Origin of the sequence: Ectothiorhodospira lacustris, assembly GCF_022227845.1 — a bacterium.
Taxonomy (GTDB): Bacteria; Pseudomonadota; Gammaproteobacteria; order Ectothiorhodospirales; family Ectothiorhodospiraceae; genus Ectothiorhodospira; species Ectothiorhodospira lacustris.
This window is the reverse complement of the sequence record NZ_JAJNQN010000017.1, coordinates 62,052-81,147: the sequence shown is the minus strand read 5'-3', so window position 1 is coordinate 81,147 and position 19,096 is coordinate 62,052. Positions and strand designations below refer to the sequence as shown.

Sequence of the window (19,096 nt, the reverse complement as noted above, 5' to 3'; positions counted from 1 at the left end):
TCAGTGTAATGCGTGGGGCCGGTGAAAGGCCAGAAGGATCATGGAGCGGCCTCCAGGAGGGCCTTGAGCCCGGCCTCATCCAGGATCGGGACCCCGAGTTTGCGCGCCTTGTCCAGCTTGGACCCGGCGGCCTCCCCCGTAATCACGGCGGTGGTCTTGCGGGAGACACTGCCGGACACCTTGGCCCCCAGCGCCCGCAGACGATCGGCCGCCTCCTCCCGGGTAAAGGCCGTCAAACTGCCGGTCAGTACGTAGGTGTGGCCGACCAGGGGCTGGTCATCGGCATTGCGGGGCGCGTGTTCCTCCCAGTGCACCCCGGCCTCCCGCAATTGCCGGATCACTTCCCGGTTATGGGGCTGTCGGAAGAAGGTGGCCACATGGGCCGCCACCTTGGGTCCCACGTCCGGGACCTCCATCAGCGCCGCCTCGTCCGCCTGCATCAGGGCGTCGAGACCGCCGAAGTGGGCCGCCAGGGCCCGTGCCGTGGCTTCGCCGACCTCGCGGATACCCAGGGCGAAGATGAAGCGATCCAGGCTGGTGTGCCGGCTGCGTTCCAGGGCACGGACGAGATTGGCCGCGGATTTCTCTCCCATGCGTTCCAGGACCGCCAGGGCGGGTGCCTGCAGGCGGTAGAGATCGTCCACGTGCTCCACCAACCCTCGCTCCACCAACTGCTCGATAAGCCTGTCACCCAGCCCTTCGATGTCCATGGCCCGGCGCGAGGCAAAATGCCGGATGGCCTCCCGCCGCTGGGCGGCGCAGTACAGCCCCCCGGAGCAGCGGGATACGGCCTCCCCCTCGGGGCGCTCGATGGCCGAACCGCAGACCGGACACTGGTCGGGCATGAGTATGGGGTAGGCGGCCGCCGGTCGGTCCTGCAACACCACGGCCACCACCTCGGGGATCACGTCACCGGCCCGGCGGACAATGACCCGGTCACCGATGCGCACATCCTTGCGCTGGATTTCATCCATGTTGTGCAGGGTGGCATTACTGACGGTGACGCCGCCCACGAACACCGGTTCCAGGCGGGCCACCGGCGTGATCGCACCGGTACGCCCCACCTGGAATTCCACCTCCCGCAGCCAGGTCATCTGCTCCTGGGCGGGATACTTGTGGGCGATGGCCCAGCGGGGGGCACGGGAGACAAAGCCCAGGGCCCGCTGCAGGTAAAACCGGTTCACTTTGTACACCACGCCGTCGATCTCGTAGGGCAGCGTGTCCCGCAGCTCACCGATGCGACGGTAATAGGCCAGACAGCCCTCCCCGCCCGTGACCACGTCCCGTTCGGGACAGACCCGCAGACCCCAGTCTGCCAGACGATCCAGGGTATCCCCGTGATTGTCGGGCATCTCCCCGTCGTCCACATGACCGACACCATAGGCAAAGAAGCTCAGGGGACGCCGAGCAGTGATCTCCGGGTCCAGCTGGCGCAGACTGCCGGCGGCGGCATTACGGGGGTTGACGAAGACCTTTTCCCCCCGTTCCCGGGCATGGGCATTGAGGGCCTCGAAGCGGGCCTTCTCCATGTAGACCTCCCCGCGGACTTCCAGGCGCCGGGGATGATTACTGCCCTGCAGACGCAGGGGAATGGCGCGGAGGGTCCGGATGTTGGCGGTGACATCCTCGCCGGTGGTGCCGTCCCCTCGGGTCGCGCCGCGCACCAGCAGACCATCTTGATAAAGCAGGCTGACCGCCAGACCGTCCAGCTTGGGTTCAACGGCGTATTCCACCAGGCTGTCGTCTTCCAGTTCCAAGCGTTCCCGCACCCGGCGGTCGAACGCCAGCACATCAACCGCCTCGAAGGCATTGTCCAGGGACAGCATGGGGAGTAGATGGATCGCTTCGGGAAAGGCCTCCAGGCGGGTTCCACCCACCCGCTGGGTGGGTGAATCCGGAGTGACGAGCGCCGGATACTCCGCCTCCAGGGCGGACAGTTCCTGCATCAGTGCATCATAGGCCGCATCCGGTATTTCCGGATCATCAAGGACGTGATAGCGGTGATCGTGGCGAGCGATCAGGGCGCGCAGACTCTGCGCCCTGTCGCGGACGGTGTCGGGAATGGACGCGGACATGAGCAAGGATGGTCCCGTTATCTTCCCGTCGATCCCAGACCGGTGCGTAGCTGCCAGCGACGGATATCCTCGCGGATATGCTCACTGCCCTGGCGGGTCAGGGCACTGCGGGAGGCATCCAGCACCTGCCCCTTGAGGCGCTCCGCCAGTCCCTCGGCGCAGTGGTACATGGCATCGAAGCTCTCCACGGCGTCGCAAGGGCCGGGCAACTGCAGGAACAGGGTGACGCCCAGCGTGGTGAATTCATCCATGAACTCCGGGTCGAAAGTACCCGGGTTGAGCATGTTGGCCAGACTGAAGACCGGTATCTGGCGCCGGCCATCCGTCACCAGGTAGTGATAGATGTTCATCTCGCCGAACTCCATCCCCTCTGCGGTCAGGGCGGCCGCCAGGTCCACCCCTAGGAAACGATCCTCAACGCCCGCCACCACATGCAGGACCACCAGCTTTTCCCTTGGCTCCGCCGATGTCCCGGGGCGCTCGGCCGGTTCCGGCGCAGCGGGAACCGCAGGCTCCATGGCCTCCATGGGTTCCACAGGTTCGATCGCGGACCTTGCCGAGACCGCCGGCCCTGCCTTTGAGGTCTCCCGGGTCGGCCGGTTCGGGCCCGAAGCCCCGCCCAATCCGGGGATCTTCGGCAACCGCCCCAGCAGGCCGGTGCCGGGCTTCCCGGCAGCCCGCGTTGTTTTCGCCGGTCGGGATTGTGCGGAGGGCGCGGCCTTCCTCACGGTCATGGCCACGGGGCGGTCACGGACCTCGTCCGCCACCAGATCACTCAGACCGTCCAGATCATCCCCCATTCGCGGCGGGTCCTCGAGGCCGTCATCAGCCCGGATGTGCACATGCTCCAGCTCATCCGGCTCCAGGTTTTCCCTGGGCAGATCACGGCGACGCCTGGGCGCCCGCATGCGGCCGGCCAAGTAGATGCCGACAAGAATCATGATTCCCAGTATCAAAAGAATCCAGCGCAACGTATCCATCTCCCGGGTCCTTCTTGGTTGTGTCTCAGGTAGTGGCCATCTGGGCGGCTTCTTCCACGTCCACGGTCACCAGACGGGAGACCCCCGGTTCCCGCATGGTCACGCCCACCAGTTGATCGGCCAGTTCCATGGTTGTCTTGTTGTGGGTGATGAAGATGAACTGTACCCGTTCCGACATCTCCCGCACCAATGCGCAGAAACGCCCCACGTTGGCCTCGTCCAGGGGGGCGTCCACCTCGTCCAGCATACAGAACGGCGCCGGGTTCAGCTCGAAGATGGCGAACACCAGGGCCACGGCCGTGAGCGCCTTCTCGCCACCAGACATGAGGTGAATGGTGGACAGACGCTTGCCCGGTGGCCGGGCCATCACCGCAATGCCGGTAGAGAGCAGGTCATCGCCGGTCATCTCCAGGTGGGCCTGCCCGCCGCCGAACAAACGGGGAAACATCTCCTGCAGGCGCCCGTTCACCCGCTCAAAGGTATCGCGAAAACGGCTCCGGGTCTCCCGATCGATACGCTGGATGGCGCTTTCCAGGGTCTCCAGGGCCTGCGTCAAATCATTATACTGGGCGTCCAGATAGGTCTGTCGCTCGCTCTGGGCCTTGTATTCATCAATGGCCGCCAGGTTGATGGGGCCCAGGCGCGCAATGCGTTGCCCCAGGGCATCCGCCTGCGCCTGCCGGTCTGCCACCGTGGCCGCCGGGTCCATCGCCGCCAACAATGAGGCGAGGGTAAAACCGGCCTCCTCCAACTGTTCCAGTACCGTCTGCCTGCGAACCTTAATCTCCTGCCAAGCCATGCGCAATTGATCCAGACGGTCGCGCAGGGTGTCCGCTTCCCGCTCGGCCCCCAGGCGATGCTGATCCTTGTCGCGCATCTCCGCCTCCAGGGCCTGGACCCGGGCGCGGGCCGCGGCCAGGGCCTGCTCCACGTCCATGCGATCATCCACCAGGGTAACCAGGGTGTCTTCCAGCTCGCCGATGGGTGCCTCAGCATCATCCAGGGCAATCTGCAGGTATTCCAGACGGGCCTGTAACTGAGCGGACTGCCCCTGCAGGCGATCCAGGGCCTGCCGAGCGGCGTCCCGTGCGGCCCGCAGGGTCTGCAGCTTCAGGGCCATCTGGTGCACTGCCTCGCGGCGGGACCGGGCCTCGCCCCGGATCATGTCCAGGTCACGGCGCAGACCATCCCTGCCCCGCTCCAGGGAGTCCCGTTCCCGGGCCAGGGCCTCCATTCGCGTGACGGCCTCGTTGCGGCGGTGGGTGGCCTGCTGCAGGGCCTCATGCTCCTGCAGGCGCTGAGCCTGCACCTCGGTGATCTCGCCCTCCACCCGCTGCATGCGGGTCTCCACCTGCTCCAGGCGGGTGCGGCGGTTGCTGAGCTGTGCATCCAGTTCACTGGCAGCCCGGTGAGCCTGGTTCAATTCCACCTGGACCTGGTCCCGTCCGGCCTCCAGCTCGCGCAGGCCTTCACGGCCGTCCTCCAGGCCCTGCTGTCGGATCTCCAGTTCCTCCTGCAGGTCGTGCATCTCATCACGGAGCTGACGCAACTCCCGGTCTCGACCGATGAGGCCCGCATGTTCATCCCGATCCCGGGCCACCCGCAGCCAGCAACGGCCCAGCCAGATCCCATCCGGGGTGATCACGGATTCATGGGGTGCCAGGCGGGCACGCAGGACCAGGGCCGTTTCCAGATCAGGGGCGGCATGGACCGGGGTCAGCAGATCATTCAACGGTATCGGGCCACGCACCTTGGTCGATAGGCGCTCGGAGTCCGGCATGGCGTCCGTCAGATCACCACCGACGGTTTCCCAAGCCAACAGGTCCCCCTCTTCCAGGCTGTCGCAGACCTGGGCCAGCGGGTCCAGATCAGGTACACAGATGGCCTCCAGGTACTGCCCCAGCACCGTCTCCACCGCCTTTTCCCAACCCGCGGCCACATCCAGCCCCTCCCCCAGACGAGGGGCATCCGCCAGTCCTTGGGCCTTGAGCCAGCCCGTCACCGATGCGGTCTGCTTGCCCAGAGCCGCCTGCTGCAGGGCTTCCAGGGAAGCGAGACGGCCATTGAGGGACTGGATGCGGCGGCGCAGCTCGTCCACCTGGGCGTTATGGAGGCGGGCCTGTTCACGATTGTCATGGATCCGGTCACGAACTGCCTGCAGTGCCTCGTCCAGGGTTTCCACCCCGGCATGGGCCAGGACAGACTGTTCCGCCAGAACCTGGATCTCGGCGCGCAAGGCGTCCGTGGACAGGTCCTCCTGTTCCTGAGTCAGGCGCCCCAGACGGTCATCCAGGGCGCGGATCTGGCGTTCCAGCTGTTCCATCCGGGTGCGTTCCACCTGAGCCACCTGGCTGGGCTCGGCCGCCCGTCGGTTAAAGTCCTCCCAGTGACCCTGCCAGGACATCATCGCCTGCTCTGCCTGCATCAGCCGGTCACTGATCTCCTCCAATGCCTCGCTGCCCACCGCATGCTCCGGTTCCAGGGCTTCCAGATCGGTCAGCGCCGCCACCAGTCGTGCTTCGTCATCCTGGATATGGCCCCGGGCCTGGGCCAGGCTGTCGCGTACCTGGGCCAGTTCCCTGGACTGGCGTTCCCGCAGTTCCCGATGATGCTGGATGGACTGCTCGGTGCGGGAGATCTCGCTGCCCAGACGGTAGTAACGTCCCTGCACTTCGTTGAAGGCCTCGTTGGCGTCCACCAGGGCCGCCCGGTCCTGCTCCAACCCCGCCTCCTGCTGTCGCTGGCGTGCCACCGTGGCCTCCAGACGGGTTTCCTGCACCCGTAACTCCTGCCCCCGGCGTTCGGCCTCGGCCTCCAGGTCACGCAGACGCAGGGCCATCAGCTCGGCCTTCAGGCGACGCTCATCCTCCCGCCAGGCCTTGTAGCGCTCGGCCACGTCCGCCTGACGCTGCAGATGCCGCAACTGCTTGTCCACCTCGTCGCGCAGGTCCTGCAGGCGTTCGAGATTCTCGCGGGTATGGCGGATGCGGGTCTCGGTTTCCCGGCGCCGTTCCTTGTACCTGGAGATGCCCGCGGCTTCTTCCAGATAAACCCGCAGCTCTTCCGGCCTGGCCTCAATGATGCGGGAGATCATCCCCTGCTCGATGATGGCGTAGCTGCGGGGACCCAGGCCGGTACCCAGGAAGATGTCGGTGATGTCCCGGCGCCGACAACGGGTGCCGTTGAGAAAATACTGGGACTGTCCATCCCTGGAAACGCGGCGCCTGATGGAGATTTCGGCGTACTGGGCATACTGACCACCCAACACCCCTTGGCTGTTGTCGAACACCAGCTCAATGGCGGCCTGTCCCACGGGCTTGCGGGTGGAGGAACCATTGAAGATGACGTCCTCCATGGAGTCGCCGCGCAGATAGCGGGCGGAGGACTCTCCCATCACCCATCGCACGGCATCGATGGTATTGGACTTGCCGCAACCGTTGGGACCCACGATGCCCACCCGATTGCTGGGCAGCAGGATGGTGGTGGGATCGACGAAGGATTTGAAGCCGGCCAGTTTGATCTTGCTCAGTCGCATCGAGAGGCGATTATTCCCAGTAGGGTAGACGGGTTCCGGCACATGGGTGCAAGGGCGTAGAATATCAGGCTGTACCAACCACTGATGACCGGATATCGAACAGCATGTCAAGCCAGCCCAGCAAGAACCTGGAAACCTTTGAAAACCCTCAGAAGGATCGGGATTATACCATTCGCATCCGGGTGCCGGAGTTTACCTGCCTCTGCCCCAAGACCGGCCAGCCGGACTTTGCCGAACTGCGACTGGAGTACGTACCCAATGAGCGCTGCGTGGAACTCAAGTCCCTGAAGATGTACGTGTGGTCATTCCGGGATGAGGGCGCCTTTCATGAGGCGGTGACCAACCGCATCCTCGGCGACCTGGTGGCGGCCACGGCGCCCCGTTTCATGCGTCTGACGGCGGAGTTCAATGTGCGCGGCGGTGTGTACACCAACGTGACGGCCGAGCACCGTGACCCTGCCTGGCAACCGCCGGTGGACGTGAAGCTGCCCTGAGCCGGTCTAAAAAAGCCATTTCCGTCTGTCAAGCCATCCCGGTTTGTTGGTCATTCCGGTTTGTTGGTCATTCCCGCGCACGCGGGAATCCAGATCCATCAGCTCAGCTACACCGTGAATACCGCCGTCATTCCCGCGAAAGCGGGAATCCAGAGGCCGACCGAAAACCCATGGACTCCCGCTTTCGCGGGAGTGACGACAGGGGGGAGTGACGACAGGAGAGGTGAGTGACGACAGGGGAGCGGGAGTGACGACAGGGGACTTTTTCCGAATTTTCCTGTCGTCGGAATGTCCCTAGCGGAAGCGATTCTTGGCGTCCTTGAAGGCCTTCGACATGCGCTCCCAGGCCGACTCCATGCCTTCGCGCATGTGCTCCCAGGCATCCTCGCTGGATTCCTGCAGCTCGTGCATCCTTTCCCGGGCCTTGTCCCGCTGCTCCCGCATGGCCGAGAGCTGTTCCTCGTACTTGATCTTCATGTCCGCCTGGGCGGCCTTGGCCTTGGCCTCCAGCTTGTGGATCTCGGCATTCCACTCATCCAGTCTCGCCTTGAGCTTTTCGATATACGCTTCGCGTTGACTCATGGTGACCTCCTTGATTCGTTGATCGACGGCACAAGCATGGCTTCACCGTCCCACGAGTCTAGACCATCGACAGGGCGGCCGATCCGGGCCTATTTCACAGACTGCTGCAGCTGGCTCTGCCAGAGTCCGGCATAGCGCCCCTGCCGGGCCAGGAGGGCATCATGGGTGCCCTGCTCCACCACCTGCCCTTGATCCAGCACAATGATGTGATCCGCATCCTGGATGGTGGAGAGCCGATGGGCAATGGCCAAGGTGGTGCGCGCCCGGGCAATCTCCTTCAAGGCGCCCATGATGGCCTGCTCCGAATGGGAATCCAGGGATGAGGTGGCCTCGTCCAGGATCAGGATGGGCGGGTCCTTGAGGATCACCCGAGCAATGGCAATGCGCTGTTTCTCGCCGCCGGAGAGCTTGAGTCCCCGCTCACCCACCACGGTGTCATAGCCTTGGGGCAGACGGGCAATGAAGTCCTCCAGATGGGCCAGACGTGCGGCGCGCCGCACGGCGGCTTCCGTGGCGCCGGGGCACCCGTAGGCGATGTTGTAGCGGATGCTGTCGTTGAACAACACCGTATCCTGGGGCACCACGCCGATGGCCGCCCGCAGGCTGTCCTGGGTCACGTCGCGGATATCCTGCCCATGGATGCAGATGCGGCCCTGATCCACGTCGTAGAACCGGAACAGCAGACGGGCCAGGGTGGACTTACCGGCGCCGCTGGCACCGACGATGGCCACCTTGTGGCCCGCAGGGATCTGGAAGCTGACCCGGTCCAGGATCCGGCGATCCGGACCGTAACCGAAACAGACATCCGCAAACCGGATCTCTCCGCCATCGGCCACCAGCGTGCCCGCCCCGGGGCGATCCACCACCTTGGGCGGCTTGTCCATGAGACCGAACAGACGCTCGATGTTGATCAGGGATTCGCGGATCTCACGGTACACAAAGCCCAGAAAATTCAGCGGGATGAACAGCTGGATCATATAGGCGTTGACCATCACCAGATCCCCCACCGTCATCTCACCGGCGGCCACCCGGGAGGCTGCCATGACCATCATCACCGTGATCCCGCCGGCGATGATCAAGGCCTGTCCGGAGTTGAGCGCCGCCAGGGACAGGCGGTTCTTCATGCGGGCCGACTCCCAGGCCTCCAGGTCCGCATCGTAGCGCCGGGCCTCGAAGGTCTCGTTACCGAAGTATTTCACCGTTTCATAGTTGAGCAGGCTGTCCACGGCCCGAGTGTTGGAGCGGTTGTCCATCTGGTTGGCCTCGCGCACGAAACGGTTGCGCCACTCGGTCACGAAGATGGAAAAGATCACGTAGATGACCACCGCTGCCACCATGGCCACGGCAAAGCCCGGGCTCAGGACCAGCATCAGGATCACCGCCACCATGGCGATTTCCAGCAGGGTGGGAATGATGTTGAAGACGGTGAAGCGCAGCAAAAAGCTGATCCCGGCAGTGCCGCGCTCGATGTCACGGGTCAGCCCGCCGGTCCGCCGGGACAGGTGAAACCCCAGATCCATCCGATGCAGGTGCTGGAACACCCGCAGCGAAAGCCGGCGCATGGCCCGCTCCGCCACCCGGGCAAAGACGGCATCCCGCAACTCGCCGAAAAACACGGAACCAAAGCGCAACAATCCATAGGCCAGCAACAGGCCCAGGGGGATGGTCACCAAGGCGGTCTCCACCGAGGGATCGAAGTGATCCACGATGTACTTAAGGACCACGGGCACCACCACATTGGCCAGCTTGGCCAGGGTGAGCAGAATCACGGCCAGGGCCACCCGGCCACGAAATTCCATCAGGTAGGGCAGCAGACTGAGCAGGATGCGCCAGTTGATGGGCTGATCGGAATAGGCGTAGTCTGAGCGGTGTCTCACATCATTTCCGGCATCGGGCGGAAACCTCCGTTATACCCAATGAGATCGATCAAGGAAATATTCCAAAATACCCGATTTGCTGTTGTTTTGCGTACTGCAACTGAATAATCTTTTGTGGATCAGCTCTCTCCTCCCCACAGGAATACCCGCAACATGACTTTCAGCCTCCAGCAACATGGCATCAGCGTGGCAAAGGTGCTGCGCAACCCCTCCCCGGCAGTCCTTTACGAAGAGGCCCTGGCCCACGAGCACGGCTCCGCCATCTCCTCCACCGGCGCGCTCATTGCCAAGTCCGGCGCAAAGACCGGCCGTAGTCCCAAAGACAAGCGTGTGGTCCAGCATGACCACATCAACGACGACGTCTGGTGGGGCTCCGTCAACGTCGGCCTGGAACCCGGCAGTTTCGACAGCCTGCGCACCCAGGCGGTGGATCACCTCAATACCTGTGCCCGCCTCTACGTCATCGACGGATTCGCCGGTTGGGACCCCCGCTATCGCATCCGCATCCGGGTGATCTGCGAGCGGGCCTACCATGCCCTGTTCATGCAGAACATGCTGATCCGCCCCACCGCGGAAGAACTGGAGAGCTACGGTGAACCGGACTACGTGATCTACAACGCCGGCCGTACCGCCGCCGACACCGGCATCCCCGGCGTGAAAAACAGCACCAGCGTGAGCCTGTGCTTTGAGCGCCGCGAGTTCGTGATCCTGGGCACCGAATACGCCGGCGAGATGAAGAAGGGCGTGTTCACCATCATGAACTACATCATGCCCAAACAGAACGTGCTCTCCATGCACTGCTCCGCCAATGAGGGCCAGGACGGCGAGGTCTCCATCTTCTTCGGTCTGTCCGGCACCGGCAAGACCACCCTCTCGGCCGACCCGGATCGGGCCCTGATCGGTGACGATGAACACTGCTGGAGCGATGAAGGGGTCTTCAACATCGAAGGGGGCTGCTACGCCAAGGCCATCAACCTGGACCCGAAGGCGGAACCGGAGATCTTCAATGCCATCCGTTTCGGTGCCGTGCTGGAAAACGTGGCCTACGACCGGGATACCCGCGCGGTGAACTATGAGGATGGTTCCATCACCGAGAACACCCGTTGTTCCTACCCGGTGGAATTCATCCCCAACGCCAAGATCCCCTGCACCGGCGGGCACCCGAGCAACGTGATCTTTCTCACCTGCGACGCCTTCAGCGTGTTGCCGCCGGTCAGCCGACTGACCCCGGCCCAGGCCATGTATCACTTCATCAGCGGCTACACCGCCAAGGTGGCGGGCACCGAAATGGGCGTGACCGAGCCGGAAGCCACCTTCTCGGCCTGTTTCGGCGCCCCCTTCCTGGTCTGGCACCCCACCCGCTACGCGGAGCTTCTGGCGGAACGCATCCGCAAGCATGACGCACGCGTGTGGATGGTGAACACCGGCTGGAGCGGCGGCCCCTACGGCGTGGGCAAGCGCATGAGCATCGCCCACACCCGGGCCATCATTGATGCCATCCATGACGGCTCGCTGGACAAGGTGGAAACGGTGCAGGATCCCATCTTCGGGGTGCACATTCCGGTCTCCTGTCCCAACGTGCCGGACGAGGTCTTGGTGCCTTCCAATACCTGGCAGGACCAGCAGGCCTATCAGGAAACGGCCCGCAAACTGGCCCGCCTGTTCCACGAGAACTTCAAGACCTATGCGGACCAAGCCGGCCCGGAACTGCTGGCGGCGGCACCGCGGGTGGAGTGAGTTTTTCTTCCCCTCACCCCAGCCCCTCTCCCCCAAGGGGAGAGGGGCTATTTTCAGCCTTCATCCCGCTGAGATCCCAGCCCCCATCTCACTGAGGGAGAACAGTGCTTTTCTCCCATTGAGGGAAGACGGTGGTTTTACTCCCTGCCCCCCCGGGAGAGAAGGGCCGGGGATGAGGGGGAGAGACTACGACCGCAGGAAAGCCCGCAACCGCTCCACCGCCTGCTCCAGGACCGGCAGATCCCGGGTATAGGCAAACCGCACATGGGAGCGGGCCAGGTGGGTACCGAAATCCAGTCCCGGCGTAATGGCCACCCCCGTCTCTTCCAGGCAACGCTCCGCCAGGACAAAACTGTCTTCACCGAAGGCCGTACTGTCTCCATAAATATAGAAGGCCCCCCGAGGGGTCACCGGCACCTTCAGGCCCAGCTCCCGCAGGGCCGGCAGCAGGAAATCCCGCCGTGCCCGAAAGGCCTCCCTTCTGGCCTCCAGAATTTCCATACAGGCCGGGGTGAAGGCGGCCAGGGCCGCATGCTGGGCCGGCGTGGAAGCCGCCAGGAACAGGTTCTGAGCCAGCTTGTCCAGCTCCCGCACGCAGTCGCGGGGTGCCACCACCCAGCCCAGGCGCCAGCCGGTCATGCCGAAGAATTTGGAGAAGCTGTTGATGACGAACAGGTCCTCGGACAAGGCCGCCGCCGTGCCCGTCTCCCCCTCGTAGACCAGACCCTGGTAGATCTCATCCACGATCAGGGTGCCCCCCCGGCCACGGGTGAAATCCAAGAGCTCGGACAGCAGGGCGCTGTCCGCCAGGGTGCCGGTGGGATTGGACGGGGTGGCCACCATGGCCGCCACGGTTCGCTCCGACCAGTGCCGGGCCAGGTGGGCCGCCGTGAGCTGGTAATCCGTCTCCGGCCCCACCGGCACCGATACCGCCTCGCCTTCGAAGGTGCGGACAAAATGACGATTGCAGGGGTAACCCGGATCGGTCATCACCACCTGGTCATCGGGATTGAGCAGGATCCCCATCACCAGCAGCAGGGCACCCGACGCCCCCGGGGTGATCACGATGCGCTCGGGGGCCACGTTCGCGCCCAGGACATCCTGGTAGTAACGGGCAATGGCCTCCCGCAGGGCAGGCAGACCGGTGGCCGGGGTGTAATGGGTGTAACCCGCCTGGAGGGCGCGGATACCGGCCTCCACGATGGGGGCCGGGGTCTGAAAATCCGGTTCGCCGATCTCCAGATGGACGATATCCCGCCCCTGGGCTTCCAGACGCCGGGCGCGGGCCAGCAGGTCCATGACATGAAAGGGCTGGATGTGGGCCATCCGCCGAGCAATGGGTCGTGCGGGCGACATGGCGACCTCAGGACACCTCGGGCCGCATGTGGGGGAACAGCAACACATCACGGATGGAGGGCGAATCGGTGAACAGCATCACCAACCGATCGATGCCGATCCCCTCCCCCGCCGTCGGCGGCAGGCCGTGTTCCAGGGCGCGCAGGTAATCGGCGTCAAAGTGCATGGCCTCGTCGTCACCGGCCTCCTTATCCGCCACCTGACGGCGGAAGCGCTCCGCCTGATCCTCGTAGTCGTTGAGCTCGGAGAAGCCGTTGGCAATCTCCCGGCCGCCGACGAAGAATTCGAAGCGGTCGGTGACGAAGGGATCGTCGTCGTTGCGCCGTGCCAGGGGTGACACTTCGGTGGGATAGGCAGTGATGAAGGTGGGGTCCTTGAGCCGGGATTCCACCGTCTTCTCGAAGATCTCGATCCACACCTTGCCCAGACCGTAGCCGTCCTTGAGGGGGATACCCAACTGCCGGGCCACCTCCCGGGCACGGGTCTCGTCTTCCAGGTCCGTGGCCGAGAGCGCCGGATTGAAATGCAGGATGGCGTTCTTGACGGTCATGCGGGCAAAGGGCCGGCCGAAGTCGTAGGCGTCGCCCTGGTAGCTCACCACCGTAGTGCCCAGCACATCCCGGGCCAGGCTGCGCAGCAGGTCTTCCGTCAGGTCCATGAGCTCATGGTAGGTGACGTAGGCCTCGTAGAACTCCAGCATGGTGAATTCGGGGTTGTGCCGGGTGGACAGACCCTCGTTGCGGAAGTTGCGGTTGATCTCGTAGACCTTTTCGAAACCGCCCACCACCAGGCGCTTGAGATACAGCTCCGGGGCAATGCGCAGAAACAGCTGCATGTCCAGGGCATTGTGGTGGGTGGCAAAGGGCCGGGCGGTGGCGCCGCCGGGGATGGCCTGCATCATGGGGGTTTCCACTTCCAGGAAACCCCGCCGGTTCAAGTAATCACGGATCGCCTGGATGATACGGGTGCGGACCCGGAAGGTCTCCCGTACCGGTTCGTTCATGATCAGGTCCACGTAACGCTGACGGTAGCGGGTTTCCATGTCCGACAGGCCGTGGAACTTCTCCGGCAGGGGCCGCAGGGACTTGGTCAGCAGACGCAGGCTGTCCACCTGCACCGACAGCTCGCCGGTCTTGGTCTTGAAGAGGGTTCCTTCCGCACCCAGGATGTCGCCCAGGTCCCAGGACTTGAAGCCCTGATACACCCCCTCGGGCAGGGCGTCCCGCTGCACGAAGAGCTGAATCCGCCCGGACATGTCCTGCACCTGGGCAAAGCTGGCCTTGCCCATGACGCGTTTGGCCATCATGCGGCCGGCCACGGACACCCGCACCGGGGTCGCCTCGAAGAAGGCATCGTCCCGCGCGTCGTATTCGGCGTGGAGCTCACCGGCCATGACGTTGCGACGGAAGTCGTTGGGGAAGGCGATGCCGCCTTCACGCAACCTGCCCAGTTTTTCCCGGCGCTGGGCGATCAGCTTGTTTTCGTCCTGGGTCTGGTCGTTCATTGGCTTGATCGGGGTCCTGACATGAATGCAGTGCGTGAAATGGCGGCTCAAAGCCCGCTCTTGAGGCTGGCTTCGATGAAGGGGTCCAGATCCCCGTCCAGCACGGCCTGGGTATTACCCACTTCCACGCCGGTACGCAGGTCCTTGATACGGGACTGGTCCAGCACATAGGAACGGATCTGGCTGCCCCAGCCGATGTCGGCCTTGTTGTCTTCCAGGGCCTGTTTCTCGGCGTTGCGTTTCTGCAGCTCCAGCTCATAGAGCTTGGCCTTGAGCTGCTTCATGGCCGTGTCCTTGTTCTTGTGCTGGGAACGGTCATTCTGGCAGGCCGCCACCACACCGGTGGGCACATGGGTGACACGCACGGCGGATTCGGTCCGGTTCACGTGCTGACCACCGGCGCCGCTGGCCCGGTAGACGTCGATGCGCAGATCCGCCGGGTTGATGTCGATATCGATGTCGTCATCCACTTCCGGGGAGACGAACACCGAGGTGAAGGAGGTATGACGGCGGTTACCGGAGTCAAAGGGGGACTTTCGCACCAGACGATGGACGCCGGTCTCGGTGCGCAGCCAGCCGAAGGCGTAGGGTCCATCGAAGCGCACCGTGGCACTCTTGATGCCCGCCACATCCCCTTCGGAGACTTCCATCAGTTCGGTCTTGAAACCGCGACGTTCACCCCAGCGCAGATACATGCGCAGCAGCATCTCCGCCCAATCCTGGGCCTCGGTCCCGCCGGAACCGGCCTGGATATCGAGGAAGGCGGGGCAGCCGTCCATCTCGCCGGCGAACATGCGCTGGAATTCCAGCTCGCCCACCTGCTGTTCGAACCGCTCCAGATCGGCCTCAACGGCCTGTGCGGTGTCCTCGTCGTTTTCTTCCTGGGCCAGTTCCAGCAGCTCGCGGGTCTCGCTCAGGCTGTCGGTGAGGGTGGCCAGGTTGCCGACCACATGGTCCAGCTGGGCGCGCTCACGCCCCAGGGACTGGGCCTTTTCGGGGTCATTCCAGATATTGGGGTCTTCCAGTTCCCGACTGACTTCTTCCAGGCGCTCGCGCTTGGCATCGAAGTCAAAGATACCCCCTCAGGGCTTCCACACGCCCTTGCAGATCCTTGATTTGGGTAAACAGCGGGTTGAGTTCCAGCATCGCTCGGCCTTTCAACGCGGATGTGAATGGGGAAAAGCCGATTATTGTAGCAGAGGCCGCCGGGGGACGGGTGGAGACGCACACCCCTCATCCCCGCCCCTTCTCCCCCAAGGGGAGAAGGGAGTATCCGTGGCTGAACCTGGCTGCCCTCACGTCAACGCAGGTAGTCGAACAGGGACAGGCGCTGGACCTGCACATAGGTCTGCTGGGCTGCCTGCAGACTCACCTGTTGCAGGCTGAATCGGCTGATGGCCTCGGCATAGTCCAGGTCGCGGATCTGGGACAAGGTGGTCTCCAGTTGCAGGATCTGCTCACTGTTGAGGTTCTCCTGGGTCTCCACGCCGTTGAGCCTGGCGCCCAGGGTGGCCTGGATGTCCAGGATCCGGCCCAGGCTCTGATCCAGTTCGGTCAGCTTGTCACCTACGCCTCCGGCGGCCTGAAATGCGGCGGGGTCTTCCAGGGTCTGGATCAGTTCACCGATCTTCTCGAACATGGCAGTATCGGTCGTACCGTCACCAAACACCTCGCTGCCGGGGTTGCCCAGATTAACCCGACGCACGGGACTGATGTCCACCTCCCGGCTCGTGTCCGCGCCGGAATAGGTGTAATTATCGGCATCGATATCGATATCAAACGGCTTGGCATCCGAGGCATATCCCGAAAAAATATATTCCCCATTGGCATCCCGGGCATTGGCCAAATCCACCAAACCCGCCAGCACCTGACGCATTTCGGTGGCGATGTAACGCCGGGTTTCGTCGGTCTCGGTGCCGTTGTTGGCCCGCACGGTCAGTTCACGAATACGCTGCAGGCCGTCGGTGACACCCCCCAGGGTGCTTTCCGTCAGTCGCAGACGCTGCTCGGCCAGGGTGGCATTGCGCTGGTACTGCTCGGTGCGCTCGATGCTGCTCTCGAACTTGAGGGTCTGCACACTGCCGCTGGGATCATCCGACGGCCGCAGGATCCGCCGACCGGTACTGAGCTGGTTCTGGGTCTTGGCCAGTTCCTGCTGCCGCCGTTGAATGACATCAATGCCATTCTGAAACATCTGACTGGTGGATATACGCATGGCTAGCGCCTCACTACCCCGATGAGGGTGTCGAACAGGGTGTTGCTGATGGCAATGATCTGGGCCGAGGCCTGGTAGGCCTGCTGATAGCGCAGCAGGTTGGCGGCCTCTTCATCCAGGTTTACCCCGGACACGCTTTCGCGCTGGGCCTTGGCATCCGCCAACAGACGCCCCTGGGCCAGGGAAGCCACCTCGGCCTCACGGGTCTTGGTGCCGATCCTGCCCACCAGACCGTCATAGGCCCCTTCCAGGGAGGCGGTACCGCCATTGAGGAAGTTGGTGGTTTGGACCTTCGCCAATTCCAGGGCATTGCGGTTGTCGCCGATGCCGTCTGTTGGATTGCCGGCGGCCGCAATCTTCTCGGGATCCTTGATTGCCACGGCAATGTCTGCCGAGGCATTGCGGGTGGGCCGGATAAGAAACTGGTTTCCATCCGCCCCCGGGGGGGGCGTGTCAATAATGAGGCCATCCTGCAGGATCTGGGAAGAAGCCCCGAAGGTACCAAGCACCTGCCCATCGGAGAGACGCGTGAGTTTCCAGTCTGCGCCTTCGGCCACCAACAGATAATCCGATGCCTTGAGGTCTGATAGTGCCGCCGGATCAAACGCAACCACGGGATTGGGCGCGGGTGTATTCTTGCCCGGCAGCACTTCCGGTTCCGGCACCGTGAAAAAGGCCGTACCCGGGGTTCCCTGTAGGTCAAAACCCTGCTCATGCTGGCTGTTGAAGGCCAACGCCATGCCCACCGCCACCCGTCCCAGCTCGTTGTGGGCCACATCCAGCACGTTGTTGCGGATTTCCAGCAGCCCCCCCAGCTGTCCACCCGTCATCTGGCGGGTGATATCGACGGTCTTGTCTCCCGTGCCCAAGCGAATCTCCAGGGGCATGCCCGGCGTGGAGGATACCGCGTTCAGCGGCGTCGCCCGGTCGCCCAGAACCACGCCCTGCCCGCGGCCGATGAAGACGTTCATCGCCCCGTCATCCTGTTCGACCGTGGCCACTTCCACGTAGCCGGACAGTTCCAGGATCAGCTGATCCCGCTTGTCCAGAAGATCATTGGGCGGTTGGCCCCGGCCCTGGGCACTGACGATCTGGGCATTCAGACGGGCAAGAGCATCGGTGATGCTGTTGATTTCCTGCACCGAATCACCGATCTGGCCATCCACAATGGACTGCTGGTCCTGGAATCGCTGGTGCAGAAAATTAAACCGATCCACCAGTGATTCCGCCTCGGACAGCAGCACCGTGCGATTGGCGCTGGAGGTGGGATCGTTCGCCACGCCCTGCACCGCGGAAAAGAAGCCCTGCAGGGCGGGGGCCAGGCCCGCGGAGGGGTCGGCCACCAGGTTATCCACCCGGCTCAGGGACTCATGGAGCGTGTCGTAATAGCGACTGGTGGAGGTGGTGTTGCGCAGCTGGGTCTGGATGAATTCGTCATACATACGGCGGATGGTGGTCCCTTGTACGCCCGTGCCGATGTATCCGGCTCCAGAGAACTGTGCCGGCCGGGTGGCCACCTCCGCACGCTGACGGCTGTAACCTTCCGTGTTGATGTTGGCAATATTATGCCCCGTGGTGTCCAGCGCCCGTTGGGCAGTATTGAGCCCTGAAACCGCAATGTTGAACAGTCCGCCGCTCATGACAACCTCCCGGCGAACCGTTCCGCCTGATACTCGATGAAATACTTGGACATGGTGCTTCCCTCCGTCAGGTTGTCGGCGGCAAGATGCCGGACTTGAGTGCCGCCAGGGTGTCACTCAAGGTGCCGCGTTCCAGGATATTGAGAATCTTGTCGGCATAGGCCGGGTCCGTGGCGTAACCGGCCGACTGCAGGCCCCGTACATAGGCCTCGGCATCCCCCGCCACTTCCAGTGCCTGGCGATAGCGGGGATTGGTCTGCAGGAAATTCACATAGTCGGCAAAGCTTTCGGCCAGGCCGCCATAGGAGCGGAAGGCCGCCCGCTGCAGCTCAGGCACCTCATTCACGTACTCCAGGGTCTGCACGTGAGCCCGGGCTCCCTCCCAGCGCCGGTCGGCCTTGATGCCGAACAGGTTGTGACTGCTGCGACCGTCACCATGCTTGATGACGTGACGTCCCCAGCCGGTCTCCAAGGCGGACTGGGCCACCAGCACCTCGGGGGCCACCCCCAGGGCCTTGGCGGCGCGCTGGGCGTGGGGCCAGAGATCCCGGATGAATTCTTGCGGAGAACCCGGCGACCAGGGACCGTCGGCCACCATGCCGTCATCCGCCCGAGTGGCCCTCGTCACCTGGGCGGCCCTCGCGGAGTCCTTCATTGCCGCTGTCTCGGGCGCCTTCGAGGCCCCCGTCATCGCAGCCGCTTCAATTGCCGACCGCACCACCGGGATGCGGTGGGTGGGCATGTTCAGTTCCCCCGGCGACGCAGACACTGCATCGGCGGCGATACCCGTCAGTTCACGCATCACCTGCTCCCGCAGACCGATGCCGTTACCCCGGGCCATATCCAGGGCGATCTGCTGATCGAACATGCCCTGGAAGAAGCGGGTGTGCTCGCCGGTGAGTCCCCCATCCGTGGGCATGGCGGCCCGCATGCTCTTGAGCATCTGCTGGATGAACAGGGCCTCGAACTGACGCGCCACCTCGTCCGACGCCTCCACGGACCCGGACTGGGTACGGGCACGCAGTTCCGCCAGACCGTGCATGTCGGTGTAGTGGTAACTGTCGGCGATGTGGCTGGTCATGTCCTTTCTCTTCTCACTCG

Annotated in this window: 13 protein-coding genes; 2 read left to right on the top strand and 11 right to left on the bottom strand. The window is 63.8% G+C overall.

Annotated elements, in window-relative coordinates:
- Positions 1-38: 38 nt before the first annotated feature.
- Genes ligA through smc form a run of 3 tightly spaced genes read right to left on the bottom strand, consistent with a single transcriptional unit; the run spans position 39 to position 6,590 of the window.
- Complete coding sequence (ligA, locus tag LQ956_RS12430; protein ID WP_238621218.1) at positions 39-2,075, bottom strand: NAD-dependent DNA ligase LigA; 2,037 nt, start codon at positions 2,073-2,075, stop codon at positions 39-41.
- A 17-nt stretch (positions 2,076-2,092) separates the two neighbouring features.
- Positions 2,093-3,055, bottom strand: coding sequence for a cell division protein ZipA (gene zipA, locus LQ956_RS12425; protein WP_238630094.1), 963 nt, complete (start codon positions 3,053-3,055; stop codon positions 2,093-2,095).
- A 25-nt stretch (positions 3,056-3,080) separates the two neighbouring features.
- Positions 3,081-6,590 (bottom strand): chromosome segregation protein SMC, encoded by a 3,510-nt coding sequence (smc, locus tag LQ956_RS12420; protein WP_238630093.1) that lies wholly within the window; start codon positions 6,588-6,590, stop codon positions 3,081-3,083.
- A 104-nt stretch (positions 6,591-6,694) separates the two neighbouring features.
- Between smc and queF the strand changes: the two genes are divergently transcribed.
- Positions 6,695-7,084, top strand: a complete 390-nt coding sequence (queF, locus tag LQ956_RS12415) for a preQ(1) synthase (RefSeq protein WP_238621221.1) — start codon at positions 6,695-6,697, stop codon at positions 7,082-7,084.
- A gap of 294 nt (positions 7,085-7,378) precedes the next feature.
- On the opposite strand, the gene LQ956_RS12410 is transcribed toward queF, so the two are convergent.
- Both LQ956_RS12410 and LQ956_RS12405 read right to left on the bottom strand, forming a co-directional pair.
- Entirely contained in the window at positions 7,379-7,666 is a 288-nt protein-coding gene (locus LQ956_RS12410; RefSeq protein WP_238621222.1) for a sll1863 family stress response protein, read from the bottom strand.
- A gap of 89 nt (positions 7,667-7,755) precedes the next feature.
- Positions 7,756-9,543, bottom strand: coding sequence for an ABCB family ABC transporter ATP-binding protein/permease (locus LQ956_RS12405; protein ID WP_238621223.1), 1,788 nt, complete (start codon positions 9,541-9,543; stop codon positions 7,756-7,758).
- 153 nt (positions 9,544-9,696) lie between these two features.
- Here LQ956_RS12405 and pckA point away from each other — a divergent pair, with 153 nt between their 5' ends.
- Positions 9,697-11,280, top strand: a complete 1,584-nt coding sequence (gene pckA / locus LQ956_RS12400) for a phosphoenolpyruvate carboxykinase (ATP) (RefSeq protein WP_238630092.1) — start codon at positions 9,697-9,699, stop codon at positions 11,278-11,280.
- Positions 11,281-11,466: 186 nt separating this feature from the next.
- On the opposite strand, the gene LQ956_RS12395 is transcribed toward pckA, so the two are convergent.
- The 6 genes from LQ956_RS12395 to flgJ all read right to left on the bottom strand — a co-directional run bounded on the left by LQ956_RS12395 (position 11,467) and on the right by flgJ (position 19,076).
- Positions 11,467-12,636 carry a pyridoxal phosphate-dependent aminotransferase gene (locus LQ956_RS12395; RefSeq protein ID WP_238630091.1) on the bottom strand — a complete coding sequence of 390 codons (1,170 nt, stop codon included), beginning with the start codon at positions 12,634-12,636 and terminating at the stop codon, positions 11,467-11,469.
- Between the two features lie 7 nt (positions 12,637-12,643).
- Positions 12,644-14,140, bottom strand: coding sequence for a lysine--tRNA ligase (gene lysS, locus LQ956_RS12390; protein ID WP_238621226.1), 1,497 nt, complete (start codon positions 14,138-14,140; stop codon positions 12,644-12,646).
- A 47-nt stretch (positions 14,141-14,187) separates the two neighbouring features.
- Positions 14,188-15,286, bottom strand: a protein-coding gene (gene prfB / locus LQ956_RS12385; protein ID WP_238621227.1) for a peptide chain release factor 2 whose coding sequence is annotated in 2 segments (ribosomal slippage) — positions 14,188-15,210 and positions 15,212-15,286 — 1,098 coding nt in all. Because the reading frame shifts where the segments join, the coding sequence is not laid out codon by codon here.
- 154 nt (positions 15,287-15,440) lie between these two features.
- Complete coding sequence (gene flgL, locus LQ956_RS12380) at positions 15,441-16,355, bottom strand: flagellar hook-associated protein FlgL (protein WP_238630090.1); 915 nt, start codon at positions 16,353-16,355, stop codon at positions 15,441-15,443.
- A gap of 2 nt (positions 16,356-16,357) precedes the next feature.
- Positions 16,358-17,995 carry a flagellar hook-associated protein FlgK gene (gene flgK, locus LQ956_RS12375; protein ID WP_238630089.1) on the bottom strand — a complete coding sequence of 546 codons (1,638 nt, stop codon included), beginning with the start codon at positions 17,993-17,995 and terminating at the stop codon, positions 16,358-16,360.
- Positions 17,996-18,062: 67 nt separating this feature from the next.
- Positions 18,063-19,076, bottom strand: coding sequence for a flagellar assembly peptidoglycan hydrolase FlgJ (gene flgJ / locus LQ956_RS12370; RefSeq protein ID WP_238630088.1), 1,014 nt, complete (start codon positions 19,074-19,076; stop codon positions 18,063-18,065).
- Between the last annotated feature and the right edge of the window lie 20 nt (positions 19,077-19,096).